The 19,607-nt window shown below is 40.8% G+C and carries 14 protein-coding genes; 5 read left to right on the top strand and 9 right to left on the bottom strand.

The genetic code is table 11. The features are described from left to right. Positions 1–32 precede the first annotated feature (32 nt). Positions 33–1,622: a propionate catabolism operon regulatory protein PrpR gene (prpR, locus tag PR675_RS18725; RefSeq protein WP_004921616.1), complete on the bottom strand. Its 1,590-nt coding sequence runs from the start codon at positions 1,620–1,622 to the stop codon at positions 33–35. A 255-nt stretch (positions 1,623–1,877) separates the two neighbouring features. On the opposite strand from prpR, the gene prpB reads away from it, so the two are divergent. From prpB to PR675_RS18700, 5 genes are all read left to right on the top strand, one after another. Next, positions 1,878–2,762, top strand: a complete 885-nt coding sequence (gene prpB / locus PR675_RS18720; protein WP_040133335.1) for a methylisocitrate lyase — start codon at positions 1,878–1,880, stop codon at positions 2,760–2,762. A gap of 46 nt (positions 2,763–2,808) precedes the next feature. After that, positions 2,809–3,972, top strand: coding sequence for a bifunctional 2-methylcitrate synthase/citrate synthase (gene prpC, locus PR675_RS18715; protein WP_004921623.1), 1,164 nt, complete (start codon positions 2,809–2,811; stop codon positions 3,970–3,972). A gap of 14 nt (positions 3,973–3,986) precedes the next feature. Further along, positions 3,987–5,435 carry a bifunctional 2-methylcitrate dehydratase/aconitate hydratase gene (locus PR675_RS18710; protein ID WP_004921626.1) on the top strand — a complete coding sequence of 483 codons (1,449 nt, stop codon included), beginning with the start codon at positions 3,987–3,989 and terminating at the stop codon, positions 5,433–5,435. A gap of 921 nt (positions 5,436–6,356) precedes the next feature. Then, positions 6,357–7,988: a benzoylformate decarboxylase gene (gene mdlC, locus PR675_RS18705; protein WP_014656373.1), complete on the top strand. Its 1,632-nt coding sequence runs from the start codon at positions 6,357–6,359 to the stop codon at positions 7,986–7,988. A 64-nt stretch (positions 7,989–8,052) separates the two neighbouring features. Continuing rightward, positions 8,053–9,003, top strand: coding sequence for an AEC family transporter (locus tag PR675_RS18700; protein ID WP_014656374.1), 951 nt, complete (start codon positions 8,053–8,055; stop codon positions 9,001–9,003). Positions 9,004–9,508: 505 nt separating this feature from the next. On the opposite strand, the gene PR675_RS18695 is transcribed toward PR675_RS18700, so the two are convergent. The 8 genes from PR675_RS18695 to PR675_RS18660 form a co-directional block, all read right to left on the bottom strand. Further along, positions 9,509–10,468 (bottom strand): hypothetical protein, encoded by a 960-nt coding sequence (locus PR675_RS18695; RefSeq protein WP_104872858.1) that lies wholly within the window; start codon positions 10,466–10,468, stop codon positions 9,509–9,511. Between the two features lie 230 nt (positions 10,469–10,698). Further along, the gene (locus PR675_RS18690; protein ID WP_040133336.1) at positions 10,699–12,330 is read right to left on the bottom strand and encodes a sodium/sugar symporter; all 1,632 of its coding nucleotides are present in this window, start codon (positions 12,328–12,330) and stop codon (positions 10,699–10,701) included. A 253-nt stretch (positions 12,331–12,583) separates the two neighbouring features. Next, complete coding sequence (locus tag PR675_RS18685) at positions 12,584–13,591, bottom strand: substrate-binding domain-containing protein (protein WP_004921645.1); 1,008 nt, start codon at positions 13,589–13,591, stop codon at positions 12,584–12,586. A gap of 132 nt (positions 13,592–13,723) precedes the next feature. Further along, positions 13,724–14,764: a galactose-1-epimerase gene (gene galM, locus PR675_RS18680; protein WP_036941133.1), complete on the bottom strand. Its 1,041-nt coding sequence runs from the start codon at positions 14,762–14,764 to the stop codon at positions 13,724–13,726. 19 nt (positions 14,765–14,783) lie between these two features. Further along, entirely contained in the window at positions 14,784–15,944 is a 1,161-nt protein-coding gene (gene galK / locus PR675_RS18675; RefSeq protein WP_392504923.1) for a galactokinase, read from the bottom strand. A 78-nt stretch (positions 15,945–16,022) separates the two neighbouring features. Continuing rightward, entirely contained in the window at positions 16,023–17,075 is a 1,053-nt protein-coding gene (locus tag PR675_RS18670; RefSeq protein WP_004921656.1) for a UDP-glucose--hexose-1-phosphate uridylyltransferase, read from the bottom strand. A 24-nt stretch (positions 17,076–17,099) separates the two neighbouring features. Beyond that, complete coding sequence (gene galE / locus PR675_RS18665; RefSeq protein ID WP_060560892.1) at positions 17,100–18,125, bottom strand: UDP-glucose 4-epimerase GalE; 1,026 nt, start codon at positions 18,123–18,125, stop codon at positions 17,100–17,102. Positions 18,126–18,427: 302 nt separating this feature from the next. Further along, the gene (locus PR675_RS18660; protein WP_014656378.1) at positions 18,428–19,357 is read right to left on the bottom strand and encodes a cation diffusion facilitator family transporter; all 930 of its coding nucleotides are present in this window, start codon (positions 19,355–19,357) and stop codon (positions 18,428–18,430) included. Between the last annotated feature and the right edge of the window lie 250 nt (positions 19,358–19,607).

Below are 19,607 nucleotides of genomic sequence, written 5' to 3'. Positions count from 1 at the left end.
ATCGTATTTATCGGCAATTAACGTCGTTTGAATTAATTTTGTTCGTTTTCCTGTTTTAATCTCCGCCATAATGTTGTGCGGCTTATTCCTAAATAACGTGCAACGGCTTGTCTATCCCCTTTAAAATAATCCATCACCTCAGAAAGTGAGGCACCGACTTGCTTAGCTTGTGTAAAATCCGCCGTCACCGTTTCACGTTCAGGCGATAAACTTACCAACATCGTTTGCGTAATCGCTTTATCTGGATATGCGCTGCAATATAACGCCACTCGTTCCATTAAGTTGCGTAATTCACGCACGTTACCCGGCCATAAATAGTGCTTAAAAAAATCACGGCAACTAAATAGTTGCTGAACTCTAAATGCGGGCAGTGATTGTTGTAAGCCAGCAAATGCCAGTTTTAGTAGCCGCTCTGCTAGCATATAGATATCCTCTCCGCGTTCATGTAATGAAGGTACTTTCATGCGCAAAACACCCAGTCGATAAAATAAATCGGCTCTAAAACGCCCTTCTTTTACCCAATTATCAAGGTCACAGTGGGTCGCACAAATAACACGGACGTTCACCTGTAATGGGCGATATCCGCCAATACGTACCACCGTCATTTCTTCCAATACCCTTAACAACCGAGTTTGCAACGCTAATGGCATTTCCCCTATTTCATCTAAAAATAAGGTGCCGCCATTTGCCATTTCAAATAAACCTGCTCGCCCTCCGCGCCGAGAGCCAGTAAATGCTCCTTCTTCATAGCCAAATAGCTCTGCTTCTAATAAATTTTCAGGGATAGCACCACAGTTGACAGCAACAAATGGCATAGGTGCCTTTCTTTTATGCTGATTAAATAATCGATATTCATGATGGATAGCTTGCGCCACCATTTCCTTTCCTGTGCCACTTTCCCCTTGAATTAACACTGTTGCCTCAGAGCGCGCGTAAAGCATAATCTCTTGGCGTACTCGTTCCATTAAAGGGGAAGCACCAATTAAGTCATTGATTGTATGTCGTACTTTGGTTGTGTTTTCTGGCTGATAACCGATTGGTGTGGTTTTTTGATCGTAAGAAATGCGACTTAATTCAATAGCATCGTAAAAAGCTTGGCGTATTGTTTCGGTTGAATAAATAAAGATCCCCGTCATTCCCAACTCTTGGGCAAGATCCATAATCAGCCCTGCACCAACAACCACATTGATCCCCATGGCTTTTAATGACTTTAATTGCGCCCTTGCATCCTCTGCGGTGATATAGCTACGTTGTTCAATGCGCAAACCAAAGTTTCTTTGAAACTCATCTAATGAAGGGATAATTTTTTGATAATTAATAATGCCAACTTTATGACTGATCTCACGTGCTTTCGCGAGCGCTTGCATCACATCGAATCCACTGACTTTAACGATGATCACCGGAACCGATACGTGACTTTTTAAGTAAGCGCCATTTGAACCAGCACTAATTATTGCATCACAATGCCCGGTTTTGAGCCGTTCACGCACCTCTTCTGCCGCCTGCTCAAACCCCATATTGAGTGGTGTTATCTCCGCTTGAGCGCTAAATTCTGGGCTGATATCACGAAATAGTGTAAATAATCGAGAGACAGAAACTGTCCAAATAATTGGTTTTTGCATAAGTTTGATCCTGAAACCCAATTACGTTTCATATAATGTTTCAATAGACATTAGCACTGTTTCATTGAAACAACACAATGGCTTTATACAAAACTCCAAGTTAGCTCACAAAAACAACACTATTCACATCTAATTGATTTTCAATAAATAAAATAATTATCCCATTATTCGGCGATTATGGCACGGCACTTGCTACGCATAATTAAAACAAACTCAGCTACACTTTATTAGCACTTTGATAACATGAGGCTTTCTATGTCATCTATTTCAGCCGGACAAGCGTTTCGTAATGCATTGGATAGTGAAACACCTCTACAGCTAGTTGGCACGATCAATGCCAATCATGCCTTACTTGCCCAGCGTGCAGGTTACAAAGCCATTTATCTTTCTGGTGGTGGCGTAGCGGCTGGCTCTTTAGGCTTACCCGATTTAGGAATTTCCACTTTAGACGATGTTTTAATTGATATTCGGCGCATCACCGATGTGTGTGATCTCCCTTTAATGGTAGATGCCGATATTGGTTTTGGCCCCTCCGCATTTAATGTCGCTAGGACAGTGAAATCTATCTATAAAGCAGGTGCAGCCGGCCTACATTTAGAAGATCAGGTCGGAGCAAAGCGTTGTGGTCACCGACCAAACAAAGAAATAGTCTCTACACAAGAGATGGTTGATCGCATTAAAGCTGCGGTCGATGCGCGTGTTGATGATAATTTTGTGATCATGGCTCGGACTGATGCTCTCGCCGTTGAAGGGTTAGAGGCCGCTCTAGAAAGAGCGCATGCCTATATCGAAGCGGGGGCTGATATGCTCTTCCCTGAGGCAATAACCGAATTAAGCATGTATCAACAATTCGTCAATCATACTCAAGTACCTGTCCTTGCCAATCTGACTGAGTTTGGGAAAACCCCACTCTTTACCCTTGATGAGTTACGCAGTGTTGGCATTGCGATTGCGCTGTATCCCCTTTCTGCTTTCCGTGCGATGAATAAAGCCGCAGAGCAGGTTTATACCACTTTACGTCAAGAGGGTACGCAAAAAAGTGTTGTGCCAATCATGCAGACCCGTGACGAGTTGTACCAAAGTATTAACTATTACGATTATGAACAAAAATTAGATGCCTTATTTTCACAACAGAAATAATTAATTCAATAAAACACGTTGTGTAAACCCTACAAAGGATGATCCGATGACTGAACAACTGAACACTTCTAACACATCGCAATTTAAACCCAAAAAATCCGTTGCACTTTCAGGTATCGCGGCGGGGAATACCGCACTTTGTACTGTCGGTAAAAATGGCAATGATTTGCACTACCGAGGCTATGATATACACGATCTCGCTACTCAGTGTGAATTTGAAGAGGTTGCTTACCTCCTCATTCATGAAAAGCTCCCCACAAGCTCTGAATTAACGGCTTATAAAGAAAAATTAAAGGCATTAAGGGGCTTACCCGCCAGTGTAAAACAAACCTTAGAATCAATCCCTGCAAATGCCCATCCCATGGATGTGATGCGTACAGGCGTTTCTGTCATGGGTTGTGTTTTACCTGAAAAAGAGGCGCACACATTAGCCGGAGCCAAAGAGATTGCTGACAGGTTACTTGCCTCTCTCGGCTCCATGCTGCTGTATTGGTATCACTTTAGCCATCATGGACGCCGAATTGAAACAGAAACCGATGATGAGTCGATTGGCGCACATTTTCTGCATCTTTTACACGGTAAGAAGCCACCAGCGCAGTGGGAACGTTTCATGCACATAGCCTCTATTCTCTACGCTGAACATGAATTTAATGCCTCCACTTTTGCTGCTCGCGTCATTGCCGGAACAGGCACCGATTTTTACTCTGCAATAACAGGAGCAATCGCAGCATTACGTGGGCCTAAGCATGGTGGAGCAAATGAGGTTTCTTTAGAGATACAACAACGCTATGCCTCTATTGAGGAAGCGGAACGCGATATTATGGCGCGTCTCGCTAAATCAGAGGTGATCATCGGCTTCGGTCATCCCGTTTATACCCTTGCAGATCCCCGTCACCCCATTATTAAATCGGTAGCACTGCAACTGTCTGAGCAAAGTTTAAACCGTCAACTTTATGATATCGCGCACCATTTAGAGTCGGTGATGAAGCGTGAAAAAAATATGTTCCCGAATTTAGATTGGTTCTCCGCAGTCACTTATCATTTGATGGGAATTCCGACCGCCATGTTTACCCCACTGTTTGTTATGGCACGAACCGCAGGTTGGTCTGCACACATCATCGAGCAGCGCCAAGATAATAAAATTATTCGCCCTTCTGCTAACTATATTGGCCCAGAAAACAAACTATTTACTCGCATGGAACAGCGTTAATAAGGATCATATCAATGACAACAGCTACCTTAAATCAGCAAGAATTCGATAAAGTGATCAGTGATATCGTCGATTATGTCACCGAATATCCCATCGTCTCTGACTTAGCTTATGACACCGCCTATTATTGCTTTCTAGACACGCTTGGTTGCGGTATGGAGTCGCTCGAGTATCCTGCATGTAAAAAATTGCTCGGTCCTATCGTTCCAGGTACGGTCGTGCCTAATGGCGCAAAAGTACCTGGCACGCAATTTCAACTCGACCCTGTACAGGCCGCTTTCAATATTGGCACCATGATCCGCTGGTTAGATTTTAATGATACTTGGCTTGCCGCTGAGTGGGGCCATCCCTCTGATAACTTAGGCGGTATTCTCGCGGTCGCGGATTGGTTATCGCGAGAAGCGCTCGCAAAAGGTAAACCACCTTTAACAATTCGGCATGTGCTCACCGCTATGATCAAAGCACATGAAATTCAAGGATGTATCGCCTTAGAAAATGCCTTTAATAAGGTAGGGCTTGACCATGTTATTTTAGTCAAAGTAGCCTCTACCGCCGTCGTAGCACAGATGTTAGGACTCAATCGCGAAGAGATATTAAATGCGGTATCCCTCGCTTGGATTGACGGCCACAGTTTACGTACTTATCGACATGCACCAAATACAGGTTCGCGTAAATCATGGGCTGCGGGGGATGCAACCTCTCGAGCAGTTCGGCTAGCTCTTATGGCACAAAAAGGTGAAATGGGCTATCCCAGCGCACTAACCGCAAAAACATGGGGCTTCTATGATGCGCTGTTTAATGGGCAAGCTTTCCGTTTCCAACGCCCCTATGGCTCTTATGTTATGGAGAATGTGCTGTTTAAAATTTCGTTCCCTGCTGAATTCCATGCACAAACTGCGGTGGAAGCTGCATTACAACTGCATGAGCAATTAAAATCACTTGGTAAAAGTGCTGATGATATTGAGAGCGTATCGATACGCACCCATGAAGCTTGTGTACGGATTATTGATAAACAAGGGCCACTTAATAACCCAGCTGACCGAGACCACTGTATTCAATATATGGTTGCGATCCCACTGATTTTTGGGCGTTTAACCGCTGCTGACTATGAAGATAATATTGCTAATGACCCACGTATTGATAACTTACGTAGCAAAATAGTTTGCCGTGAAGAGCCTAGCTTCACACAGGATTACCATGATCCAGAGAAGCGCTCTATCGCCAATGGGTTAACGATTAAGCTTAAAGATGGTCAATGCCTTGATGAAGTATTAATCGAATACCCAGTTGGCCACAAACGTCGCCGTAAAGAAGGGATCCCTCTACTATTAAAGAAATACAGAACCAATCTGGCACGTCAGTTCCCTGAAACGCAACAAAGACGAATTCTTGCTGCATCACTTGATAAACCATTGCTTGAAGCGATGCCGGTCAATGCGTTTATGGACTTGTTTGTTATTTAATCATTATGACCAAATATGGGGACCCCTGTCCCCATAATCGACTCATCCCCAATTTTCTTAAATGAAATATCCCTTTAATAGCGATAGATTTTAGTTTTAATTCTATTGAATAAACCTAAAAGGATATTATGCACCGATTTCCTATGGTTACTTTAATACTCGTAGCTTCTGCAACTGCCTATGCAGATACTTGTGATAGTTTTGTGGTTGATACTGGTTTTATCATATGAATTACCTTTGATTCAATATGTACACATTTAACAGTGAGTCCAATATTACTTCTCAAAATCAGCGAAGCCGACCTCCATTTTTATTTTAATCCATCAAAAGCAATTATCGGTTCATCTGTTAAAAGTTAATGTTAATTTACGTTATCTTAATGCATTAGATGGAAAAAGAATTAATTATTCCCAATATACAGCAATCAGTGATGCAGCACCGATAAAAACAGTTAAAATTCATAAATAGCACAGTTAAACGAATATGATTGATTTTATGGATAATGTTTACTTAAATAAAAAACCAACTGATAAAATACCTTATAAGATATAAAAAAATAAACTTAGCCTATAAGAAAAGCAATCATAAATAGACAAAATAAACGCAACATTATGTTTGTTTGAATTAATCTTTACACCTTATCAAACAAAACCACTCAATAAATAATAATCAAAAGTAAATAGTTATTAAATCTAAAACAAATCTATTAATGATTGCGTTAATGTTTATAAATATCAATAGAGTTAATATTAAAATATTATAACTTCATTACATCTTAAATAACTGGTGTTATGATAAATAATCAAGCAACTAAACGAAATTAGATAGTTAACACTCTTCAAAATGCCATTGTTGTTTTTCATTTAGCTAGAACCTGCATGACCAATATTAACTTTTATTGATTTAAGGAATTAGTACGATATGAAGACAAAAACTATCCGTGACGTCACCTTTGATTTATTACGTCAGCTTGAACTAACGACTTTATTTGGTAACCCAGGCTCAACAGAGGAGACTTTTTTAAAAAATTTCCCTAAAGATTTTCGTTACATTCAAACATTACACGAATCATCAGCGGTTGGTGCTGCCGACGGCTATGCTCAGGCGACTCGAAAACCAGCTATCGTCAACGTCCATACCTCCGCAGGCCTAAGTAACTCAATGAGTAATATTATGACTGCGGCACAGAATAAAACACCATTAATTATTACTGCGGGTAATCAAACTCGTGAAATGTTGTTAATGGAACCTTGGTTAACCAACGTTTCACCAACAGAACTGCCTAAACCTTGGATAAAATGGAGCTATGAACCTGTCAGAGCAGAAGATGTACCCGCTGCATTTATGCGCGCTTATGCAATGGCATTACAACCACCTGCTGGTCCTGTCTTTCTATCCATTCCGCTAGATGATTGGGATAAACCTGCATTAGGTGATGCTGTAGTACGCACTGTTGCATCACAATTTGCGCCAGACCCTATCCGGATTTCTCAATTTGCCGATAAGCTATCAACGGCTAAAAATCCAGCACTTATATATGGTTCTGGTATTGCTCGAGGGAAAGGCTGGGATATTGGGATCCAATTAGCAGAAAAATTGAATTGCCATGTATTCAGTGCCCCCGCGTCAGAGGTGCCCTCATTCCCTGAAAACCATCCTCTTTATGCTGGCGGATTGCCTTTTGCTATTCAACCGTTATCAGAAAAATTGAAAGGCTATGATGTCGCTATTGTTATTGGCGCACCGATATTTCGCTATTATCCTTATGTGGAAGGCGAATATATTCCCGAGGGGTTAAAATTACTGCATATTACTGATGACCCTAATGAATCTGGAAGAGCTCCTGTTGGTGATAGTTTGTTATCTAGCCCGGTGTTAGCATTAGAAGCATTACTCAATCTAGTGCCAAAACGCTCAATAACACCACCTAAAGTTCCGCAACAACATCACAGAATGTCACCTCACCCAGCAGCACCGCCATTACCACATAAAGGTCAACAGCTTTCTGCATTAGAATTATTTCAAGGGTTACGTGAGTTTACTCCCGAAAATACTGTGTTAATCGAAGAATCACCCTCTAATCTTGGTGAATTGCATACCGCATGGCCTATTGATAAGCCAGACTCTTTCTACACTTTTGCAAGCGGAAGCCTTGGCTGGAATTTACCCGCAAGTATTGGTATCGCATTAGCAGAAAGAGATAGCGGTAGAAATCGTCCTGTTCTAGCCATTATCGGTGATGGTTCTTTGCAATATTCAATTCAAGGCCTATGGACAGCTGCTCAACTTAAGCTACCTATATTGTTTGTTGTACCACGAAACTATGAATATGCGATCTTGAAATCCTTTGCTGAATTAGAAGATTCCCCAGGCGTTCCGGGCCTTGACTTGCCTGATATAGATATCACTTCTTTAGCTAAAGGTTATGGTTGTGTTGGCGTACGTGCTGAAACAATAGATGAGATAAGCCAAATATGTAAGGTGGCATTTTCACGTTCAGTTCCTACCGTGATTGAAGTTCCTATTATTCCTACGACACCTCCTTTGTTGTAATTAAATAAACTTGAGGCGCAATGCGTGTTATTGCGCCTTTTTTGCGTATAAAAGAGGTTATCTAATGTTAGATACTATTATTACAGCGTTACTGCCTATTGTGGTTACTCTTTTACTCGGATATTTTGCAGGGTATCGACATGACTTCAATAAGGATCAAGCCACTATATTAAATAAAATGGTTATGTTGTATGCCTTACCATTATTGCTATTTGCAGGAATATTAAGTACTCCATTAACAGAAGTAATCAATAACGTTGATGTTTTCTTGTGGATATTCGTGGGCATGGTGGTGGGGTTTCTTGCTGTTTTCCTTATTTCCCGCTTCATCTTCAAATCTAGCGCTCGTTTAGCCGCATTACGTTCCATTGCTATTGCCGGTCCTGCTGTACCTTTTGTTGGAACCCCTGTATTAGGCGTTCTGTTTACTACAGATGCTGATATTGCAATTGCCGTCGGTAGCTTATTAATGAATTTAATTCAGGTTCCATTAGCATTAGTCTTTTTAGTTGGTGGCGATTCTGACAACACATCAACAAATAAGAAAAGTGTATTTTCAATTGTTGCTAACAGTATAAAAAATGCGTTAATGCAACCTGTCGTATGGGCACCTATCCTAGCTTTTATTTTATTACTGATTGGATTGGATATGCCTAAGTTTTTAAAAGGTTCATTTATTTTATTAGGTCAAGCAACTGGTGGAGTGGCATTATTTGCTGTAGGCGCTGTTCTCTATGCACAAAAAGTGAGTTTTTCTCTATCTGTTATCATAAACGTTCTGAGTAAAAATATTCTATTACCTTTAATTATACTGGTAATTATGATGGCGTTACATATACCTCATGTCGAGCGAGGCTTAGTGTCTGTAACACTGGCTATCCCTACAGCATCAATAGCGGTTATTTTTGCGGTGGAATATAAAACAGGGGAGCAAGAAATGGCATCAACACTATTTTGGAGTACCATTTTATCAGTTATTACAATGGGTGGCTTTATTTGGTTTACAGGAAGTTAAGTTAATTCAACGCTAAACCGATTGAAATTAAACGACCATGGCAGAATGTCAATTTTTCCTCTTACAGACAATACTCTTAAAAGTCTTTCCATGGTCGTTATTTGCATCTGCTTTGCGGTTTCTACTCGTCATCTCTGGCACTGCAAATTTTCGAATACCGTTTTCAAGTGACTCACTACATCGGCATAAAGCTCATCCAACAGTCAAAGAGGAGCCATACGTTATTTCACCGGTAAAATACTCTCGAAAACACCGCCTTTAAAAATATAGCCTATATGTATGATCACGGATATGACGTTGTTATGGATAAAGAAAAAGCGAATTATTATTTAGCACAAGTCAAACTCACAAAAGTTGTGAATACTCTTTCTAGCATTACTATCCCTGCCAGATTTATACTGATAAAAAGTAAATGCCCATTAAGATATTAACCCGTGGCTAAATAGATATAACGCTATTTACCACGGCTCTATTCATTTATTATTTCAATTTCTATAGGCTGACTCTATTCTTTCTCTAGCCCATTAATCCGTAGCCACCCTGTTGTGAACGTTCCAGTATTAGGGTTAGTGTAACTTGCGTAAGCAAAACCAGGAAACTCTTGCGCACTAAATAGCCATACTGAATCCCCTTCAATGACATAAGGCTGTCCAGGTTTTTCGCAAGCTAAGGCTGGGTCTTCATAAAAGTAGAGGCGTTTTTCTTTAACTCTATAATTCCCTTTTGATGGCTCCTCAAGCTTATAATAGATATCCTCAGGCTTGGATACGGATTCCACATTTAACCAACCTCTCGCTCTACCATAACTTACAAAGACATATTCATTTTCCTCATCATCAATCATAGAGTTAGCTAGTTGATTAAAAACCTTCACCTTATCATTAGGTATTACAAAATTAATATTACTCTTGCATTCTGGTGTTGGAGCGGAGTGGAAATATGCTTTTTTTTCGCCAACGACCACCCATGTATCTGATTTAGGTGAAAAAAATTCAGAGCCGATCTGCTCGCGCCGTTGAGAGCAAAACTGTTCTCTTTTAATGCAGTTTTGATATTGCTCCCCTAACTTTTTATCAAACGCCAATTGCTTTAATTTCCGACCATCACTATCTGTCGTCCATAACGTATTTGATCTCAGTAAATAACTTAAAGTGCCTATTGGCCTTTGTAATTGCTCTCCCGGAAGATAATCGCTACAACTGTCGATTATGCCTATTTCTAATATATTTTCGTCTTGATAACTGGCATCCATAGAGACTCTATCGGAAGACTTTTTATATTTTACGGCGGGTGGATAATTTGAACTAAGAATAAGATTTTCTAGCTCGGAATAACAATAATATGACACCTCTTCATTCAGAAATTGAAGGTAACTTTCATCATCTTGGGCATATTCATTTGCACTGACTGATATCGAATGTAGAGTTGTAGTCAGCAAAACTGCAATTTTTAATAAATGGCGCATATACATTCCTTGTTACCCTGAGTAATAACATGTTCATTAAACTGGCCAATATAACGCGTTTACTCATGACATCTTAAAACAAAATATTCAGAAATACCCTCCAATGATTGACAAATTATTAGTGTATTATTCTTTTACTTTCCCAATAAAATAAGAAATCAACACCTAAAACTTTATTTATTCGATCTAAAACGGGGACATCTGTCCCCGTTATTGATCAAGCCCATGTCTTACCAAAACAGCGCATACAGTACACACAAGATAATCATGATTGCATAAGAAGCAACGTTGAAGCCTGTTGATGTTTTAAAAGTTTCTGATGTCAGGATAATTGCACCTTGGCTATCATCTTCTTTTGATGTTGTTAAGCTGATCAGCCCAATCACTACCGCAGTAAAGAAGAAGGTATACATCATCTGGTCAAGGAATGGCATACCTAAAGGCATTAACTTCAAGAATAATGCAAACGGAATAGAAAGAAGCACACCAATAATTGCCCCTTTTGCATTCGTTTTTTTCCAGAACAACCCTAACAAGAAGACGGCTAAAATACCTGGGCTAACTAAACCTGTATATTCCTGAATATATTGGAAAGCTTGGCCAATATTCCCCAGTAATGGAGCAATAAAGCAGGCAATAATTAATGCCACGACCGCACTGACTCGACCTACATTAACTAATTTATGATCGCTGGTCGAAGGCGCAATATACTCTTTATAGATATCCATCGTGAAAATGGTTGCGACCGAGTTCAACATTGACGCTAATGATGAAACAATTGCAGCAGCCAATGCCGCAAATACAACCCCTTTCGCTCCGACAGGTAAAAATTGCGTTAACCATGGATAGGCTTTATCGGCCTGTGCGAGCGTTGGAATATGCTCTTGGGCCATTGTACCAAGTCCCGCAAGTAATTGTGGATCAGTGACAATCACATACGCTGCAATCCCTGGAACAACAACAAGGATAGGAACAATTAATTTCAAGAAGGCAGCAAAAACCAGTCCTTTTTGTGCTTCATTGATAGATTTAGCCGCTAAAGCGCGTTGGATAATATATTGGTTAAAACCCCAATAATACAAGTTAGCGATCCACAAACCACCAATCAACACCGCAATACCCGGTAAATTGCTAAACTGAGGGTTATCTTGGCTTAAAATCATTTCAAAATGCTGGGGAGCTTCACTAACCATACGGCTCATACCTGCCATGATCCCTGCATCACCACCGATGTAACTCACCGCCATGATAGCCGTCAGTAAGCCACCCAAAATAAGGAAGAAGACTTGAACAACATCGGTCCACGCCACTGCCGATAGACCACCATAAAGAGAGTAGGCAATAGCAAACAGCGCCAAACCCAATATTGCATAAGACATTGGAATGCCAAGGATAGTCTGTAGAGCCAACGCACCTAAATAAAGAACAGATGTTAAGTTAACAAAGACAAATAAAGCTAGCCAAAATACTGCTAAAATCGTTTTTAACGTACGATTAAACCGTTTTTCAACGAATTCAGGGATAGTAAAAATACCCTTATCGATAAAAATAGGCATGAAATATTTAGCAACGATAATTAGTGTTAACGCAGCCATCCACTCATAAGAGGCAATCGCTAATCCGATAGAAAACCCTGAACCTGACATACCGATAAACTGCTCGGCAGAGATGTTTGCAGCTATTAATGAAGAGCCAATTGCCCACCACGGTAATGTTTTTCCTGCTAAGAAATAGTCTTTAGTGCCTTTTTTCTCGCCTTTTTTATTACGAGAAACCCATAAACCGACTGATATGATAATAAGCACATACAGGATAAATATCCCGTAGTCTAATGTGCTCAATCCAACGCCTTCTGTATGCATGATCAAGTTCCTTCACCTTCACCAAATGATTCACCATTAGTGTAAACGTTACCATTGCATATCACTGTTAGATTAATCACAGATTTTTATAAAAAATTAATTTTATCAACGAAATGTCAAATAATTGTATGTTATTTAACACATTAAAGGCGATTTCACGTACATAAAATGTCCGATTTTGGATTTTTTGAGAAAAAATGTCTCTGGTGGGTCAACGCCATCAAAAGATATGATAACGTTTACATTATTGAAGTCATGAGGTTTTCAATGGACGTACAGAATTACGCTGTACCAGTGTAGGGGAATAGATTAAACCACCAGCCTCTATATTTTCATTACGTGCTAAAGCAAGCGCTAATTCAGTGGCACGTTCAGCCATCATTTGGATGGGATAACGAATGGTTGTTAAACGAGGGTGAATATAACGGGCAATCAGTACATCATCAAAACCAATCACGGATACCTGCTCTGGGGAATGAATGTCATTTTCATCAAGTACTGCAATTGCCCCCGCGGCCATAAAATCGTTATACCCGACAACCGCGGTGATCTCTAAGGACTTAGTCAATAGATTAGTCATCGCCTGCTCACCCCCCTCACCATAAGGCTTGCCATATTCGATATAGCTTTCAGGTAATGAAATTGCATGTTTTTTCAATGCATCACGATAGCCAAGTAACCGCTGTTCAGCGTCTTCTATTTTATGATCCGATGAAATATAAGCAATTTTAGTATGGCCTTGGCGGATCAAGTGCTCAGTGGCAAGATAGGCACCCTTGTAGTTATTCAACGAAATACAGCGATCAGCAATCGCCTCAATACGTCGATTAATCAATACCATGCTAGGAACTTCTTCGGCAAATTCTATCAGCTCTTCGTCTGACAACGCTTTAGAGTGAATAACGAGGGCATCACAGCGATTATTGATCAGCAATTCGATAGATTGGCGCTCTTCCTGCGCCGTGTGATAACCATTACAAATTAAAATGTGTTTACCATTTTTGTGGGCAACCGCATCAACCGCTTTGACCATCGTACCAAAAAAAGGGTCTGAGACATCATTCACCAATACCCCAATGGTGTTAGAACTTTGATTTACCAATGCGCGAGCGGCTGCATTTGGACGATAACCGAGTTTATTCATGGCACTTTTAACCGCAGCAATCGACATTTTGCTTGCCTTCGGTGATTGATTAATCACTCGAGAAACTGTCGCCACCGACACTCCCGCTTCTCTCGCTACATCTTTGATCGTTGCCATTTTTTACCTCTAAGTTCAGTCGATGCCATTAAACAATGCATTAGTATAAAAAACAATGGGGTATATTATAGATACGATGACCCTACTTTTAATATAGTAATACGAAAAACGCCGCATGAGGCGGCGTTACTCTCAGAAAATAAAGTGATAGCTCGTTTTCTGGTGATATATTTGATTTGGCTGTGAAATACCGCTGTATTGCTCCCCCCATTCAGGGTGGTTAACGGCATCCGGTGGAAACTGAGTTTCAAAGGCCACACCTGAAAACGGGGTATAATGACGTGATTTTCCCGGAACCGAAATCAAATAATTCCCTGTATAAACTTGCATTGCTGGCAAAGTTGTTGCGATATCCATTCGAACATCACCTTCTGGTGAAAAGAGTGAAGCGACCGTTTGCTCACCATCCGTAAGCTCTGGAGCCAAGATCATCGCATGATCATAACCACCAACTGCTTTTTGATCATCGTCTTGCAAAAAATCATAGCCTATACGCTTTTTACGACGAAAATCGAAAAACGTCTCAGAAACATCACGCCATTCGCCTGTTGGGATCCCCCCCTTATCGGTAGGCAGATAATGGGTGGCCGCTAGTTGTAAATCGTGCTCTAAGGCCGTTCTCGCCGAATCTTCCCCTGCTAAATTAAAATAAGCATGATTGGTTAAATTTACAGGGCACAACTCACTCACTTGTGTACGATAGTCGATAATGACTTTATTTTCATCCGTTAATATATAGCGGACTTCAGCTTGTAATTCCCCAGGAAATCCCTGATCGCCATCTTCTGAAACCAACGAAAAAATTGCCTCATATGGGTTAATTTGAGTCACCTTCCAAACACGATAACTAAAATTATCCCGACCGCCATGTAAACAGTGTTCACCTTGATTACTTGTCACCTGATACTCACGACCTGCTAAATTAAAACGGCCATGTGCAATCCGGTTCGCAACTCGCCCAACGGTTGCACCTAGATAAACGCCTTGATCCATTTGGGCCGCCATATTCGGTGAACCGAGTAAAACATCACGTTTACCTGCCGACATGGGTAATATGCAGCTTATCCAACTTGCTCCCAAGGTTGACAATAAAATTTTCATGCCATGTCTGTTGGTCAATGCAATCACTTTAGATGCACGTGCCACATACCCTTGGTCTTTCGATAACTGCATTCTTTTCTCCCTACAATTTTCATGCATTCGCCATGATCCCAGCACCATCACTAGGCTGGCAAACATAAATATCGGCCTTCAGCCCTGTCAACGCTTGATACTTTTGCTCAACCGCATCAATGACAGGAGTAACGAGTTGCTGTTTCATCAATGCCACCACGCAGCCACCAAAACCGCCGCCTGTCATTCTCACGCCGCCTTGATCCCCCAGAACCGCTTTCACAATCTCTACTAAGGTATCAATCTCTTTTACGGTAATTTCAAAATCATCCCGCATAGAAATATGTGACTGCTCCATCAGCATACTCAATAGGGGAAGATTATTTTCAGTTAAGGCTTTTGCGGCGGCAAGTGTTCTGTCGTTTTCGCTAATAACATGCTTAGCGCGTTTAGCCACTAGAGGTGTCAATTCCCCCTGCTTTTGGGCGAATTGTGCCAATGTAACATCCCGCAAAGCTTTCACGCCGAATTGTTTCGCCGCAGTTTCACATTGCTGACGCCGAATATTATACTCGCTATCCACTAATCCGCGTTTTTTATTTGAATTGATGATCATGACGACAAGATCATCAGGAATTGGAATTGGTGCTAACTCTAGGCTACGGCAATCGATTAATAGTGCATGCCCCTCATCACCGCAAGCAGAAATTAACTGATCCATAATGCCACAATTACAACCGACAAATTGGTTTTCAGCTTGCTGACCATTCAAAGCGATGTCTTGTTGGCTAATCTCCAATTGATACAATATCTTTAATGTCTGTCCAATCACCACTTCCAGTGAAGCCGACGAGCTAAGTCCTGCCCCTTGAGGTACATTGCCACTTACCGCAATTTCACATCCGCCAAATTGATACCCTCTGGCTAATAGATATTTAACGACGCCTCGAATATAGTTTGCCCACATTTTTTCAGGCAAAAATAGGATCTCTTCATCAAGGCTAAACTCATCAATATCATAGCCATAATCGGCTGCAATCACGCGAATTAAACGGTCAGGGCGCTTTCTGGCTGCCGTCATTGTTTGATAATCAATTGCACAAGGTAAAACAAACCCATCATTATAATCAGTGTGTTCACCAATAATATTCACACGTCCTGGCGCTTGCGCATAGACCTCGGGCTGAGCATCAAAGCCCTTAATAAAGGCTTCTGTCACTTTTTGTTGGAGTATTTCGATGCTATTCATAGCAACCTCTCGATAATATCTGGGTAATAATGGAATGGCTCGGCCATGCTGGTTGTATGCTCTAAATATTTACTGCTGCTTGTAGTGAATATCACTGACACCTCGTAACCTTTCCGCTGCTTGTTCAGGGGTTAAATCACGTTGAGTTTCAGCTAACATTTCATAGCCAACCATAAATTTTTTGATTGTCGCTGAGCGCAACAAAGGTGGATAAAAAAGAGCATGAAGCTGCCAGTGTTCAATCTCTCGGTTATCACTAAAAAATGGAGCGAAATGCCATCCCATCGAGTAAGGGAATGCACAATGAAAGAGATTGTCATAACGACAGGTGAGCTTTTTCAGTGCAACACTAAGGTCATCGCGTATCTCTACACTCATTTCATTCATACGCCGAATATGTATTTTAGGCATTAGCATGGTTTCAAACGGCCAAGCCGCCCAATAAGGCACAACAGCAAGCCAATGTGCTGTTTCCACTACCGTTCTAGAGCCATCTTTCAGCTCTGCCTGTGCATAATCCAACAGTAAATTGCTTCCTTGCTGCTGGTAATACTGTTTTAAGTGCTCATCTTTACGAGCAATTTCATTAGGCAAGAAATCACTCGCCCAAATCTGCCCATGAGGGTGTGGCTGAGAGCACCCCATCACCTCACCTTTATTTTCAAAAACTTGTACCCATAAAAACCGTTGGCTGAGTTCATCAATTTGCTGCTGCCAAGTTTCAATTACACGGCCGATTTGAGCTGTCGATAGTTCAGGTAAAGTCTTACTGTGATCAGGTGAAAAGCAGATCACTCGGCTCAAGCCACTGACCGCTTGTGTTTTAAATAAAGGCGATTGTTCTTTTGGCTGCGCACAAGACCTAGGTAATAGTGCAGAATAATCGTTTTGAAACACATATGTATCTTGATAATCAGGATTGATATCACCAGAAACGCGATGGTTGGTTGGGCATAAAAAACAGTTTCCATCGTATTTAGGCAGTTGTTTCACTTCCACCTTCTCATCTTGCCCACTCCAAGGTCGTTTAGCACGATGGGGTGAGACCAAAACCCATTGTCCTGTTAATGGGTTATAACGCCGATGCGGGCAATCTGATGGGTTGAACGCTATTTTATCCATGATGTTCTATTTCTCCTGTATCTATTACGATTCATAGCCATTAGGGTTTTGAGACTGCCAGCGCCATGAATCCATAGCCATGTCATCAATGGTACGAGTTGCCTTCCAACCAAGTTCGCGCTGTGCTTTTTCTGATGTCGACCAATACTCTGCGATATCACCGGCCCTTCTTGGCACAACAACGTATGGGATTTCCCTGCCGACAGCTTTTTCAAATGCGTGTAGGACTTCCAATACACTCGTTCCTCTCCCCGTACCGAGGTTGTAAATATGTAATCCTGCCTGCTGACTAACCACTTTCAGTGCAGCCACATGCCCATCCGCTAAATCCATAACATGGATATAATCACGCACACCTGTTCCATCAACAGTAGGGTAATCGTTTCCATAAATAGACAATTTTTCTCGTCTGCCAACGGCGACTTGAGCAATATAAGGCGTTAGATTATTCGGTATACCTTGCGGATCTTCCCCCATCAAACCTGAAGGATGGGCACCAACTGGATTGAAATAGCGTAATAAGGTCACAGACCAATTTGGTTCGGCGATCACCAAATCGGATAAACAGCGTTCAACCATGTATTTACTTGTGCCATACGGGCTTTGTGTATTGCCAGTTGGAAAGTTTTCTGTAATAGGCACCGTATCCGGTTCACCGTAAACAGTCGCGGAGGAGCTAAAGATGATACGATGTACGCCAGCACGCTGCATACATTTGGCTAGCACCAAGGTGCCATTAACATTCACATCATAATATTCGAGTGGTTTTTCTAGCGACTCACCAACGGCTTTTAACCCCGCAAAATGGATCACTGCGCTGATTTTATGTTCAGAGAAAAGACGGTTTAACAGAGATTCGTCACGAATATCACCTTGATAAAAAAGCGGGCGCACTGCGGTTAGCTTTTCAATACGATTGAGCATTTCCTCTTTCGCATTGCACAAATTATCAATAATGATTGGAGCAAACCCAGCTTGGATCATCTGCACACACGTATGGCTACCAATATACCCCATCCCCCCTGTGACAAGCACTTTTGTTGGCTGCATCGTTTACCCCTTGATTCTATTAAGGATATGAAAATTCACTTTACAAAGTATAGCAACGGGCTAATACCTTATTCTGTGATCTATCTCGCGATAGTGTAAACGTTTACACAAATAACCACAATAAGGGGCTTTTCAGAGGCGAAGAGCGATGCATTTTCAATATGTTCAACACCGGCCACATAGTGAAACAGTTTGTGAAATAAAGCACGATTGAGATATAAAGAGGCTTAATCAGGAAGATAGTTTGAAGAAAAAACCGAAAGCGAGGCCCTTTCGGTTATTTTTCTATTGGCGGTTTTCAGCTAATGAATACATTCTTTATCGTAAGGATCTAAGTGAGTCATGACATTGAGGATTTGCGGGTTTTCCATTAATTTATCACGTACATTTACCGCAATTTCATGGCCTGCCACAATCGACATATCACCATCGACCTCTAAATGAACATCAACTAAATAGAAATCGCCCGATTTACGTGTTTTCAAATCGTGAAACCCTTTGATCCCCTCAATGTTTTCAAGCACAGTACGAATTTCTTGCAATGTTTCTTCATCAGCACCTTTATCCATCAGATCTTGCATTGATTGATAAGTAAATTTATAGCCCATGCGGAAAACAAAAGTACCCACAATTAATGCCGCGATAGGGTCAAAAATTTTCAAACCACATAAGCTACCAATAATCCCAATCGCGACAACCAGTGAAGATGCCGCATCTGAACGAGCGTGCCAAGCATTCGCAACCAACATGCTGGAGTTGACCTGATTGGCAACTTTTAACATATAGCGGAAAAGCCCTTCTTTCGCCACCAACGAGACCAATGCTGCGACGAGAGCAATCGTATGAACTTCTTGGATTAAATCAGGGTCAAGCATTTTTTGTACAGCCGACCAAATCATGCCAACGCCAACAATCAATAAAATAATCCCTAAGATCAATGAAGCACCATTTTCATATCGAAAATGGCCATAAGGATGGTCTTCATCAGGCTTTTTATGACTCTTTTTATTGGCAATTAATACAACAAAGTCAGCAACGAGATCTGATAAGGTATGAATACCGTCGGCAATTAACCCTTGAGAATGAGAAATAAAACCAATGATAATCTGCCATATAGAAAGCACCATATTCACAATGACACTGACTAAGGTGCTTTTTTTAGCTGCATGAAACTTTTTCTGCTGAAGAGTAAGCTCATCACCTGTCGTATTTAATATTTTCTCTTTGTCCATAATATATTCTTAATGAAAAGCAAAATAATTATCATTTAATTAAACTTTTTAAATCAATTAGTTATGAAATCCACTGTAAATACTGACATATAATTAAAGAAAAGTCTTGTTATTTAATTGTAGTCTATCGAATTGAATGATAATCGTTATTTTTATTATTTTTGTATTAAATTGAATAGCAGAAAATGATAGTTTTTTTGTTTAAATTACATTGATTTAACAAAAGTTAAATCCTTTATACTATATTAAA

The sequence above is a fragment of the Providencia sp. PROV261 genome, assembly GCF_028477945.1.
Lineage (GTDB): Bacteria > Pseudomonadota > Gammaproteobacteria > Enterobacterales > Enterobacteriaceae > Providencia > Providencia stuartii.
The sequence above is the reverse complement of the archived record's forward strand: the minus strand, read 5'-3'. Positions and strand labels throughout refer to the sequence as shown.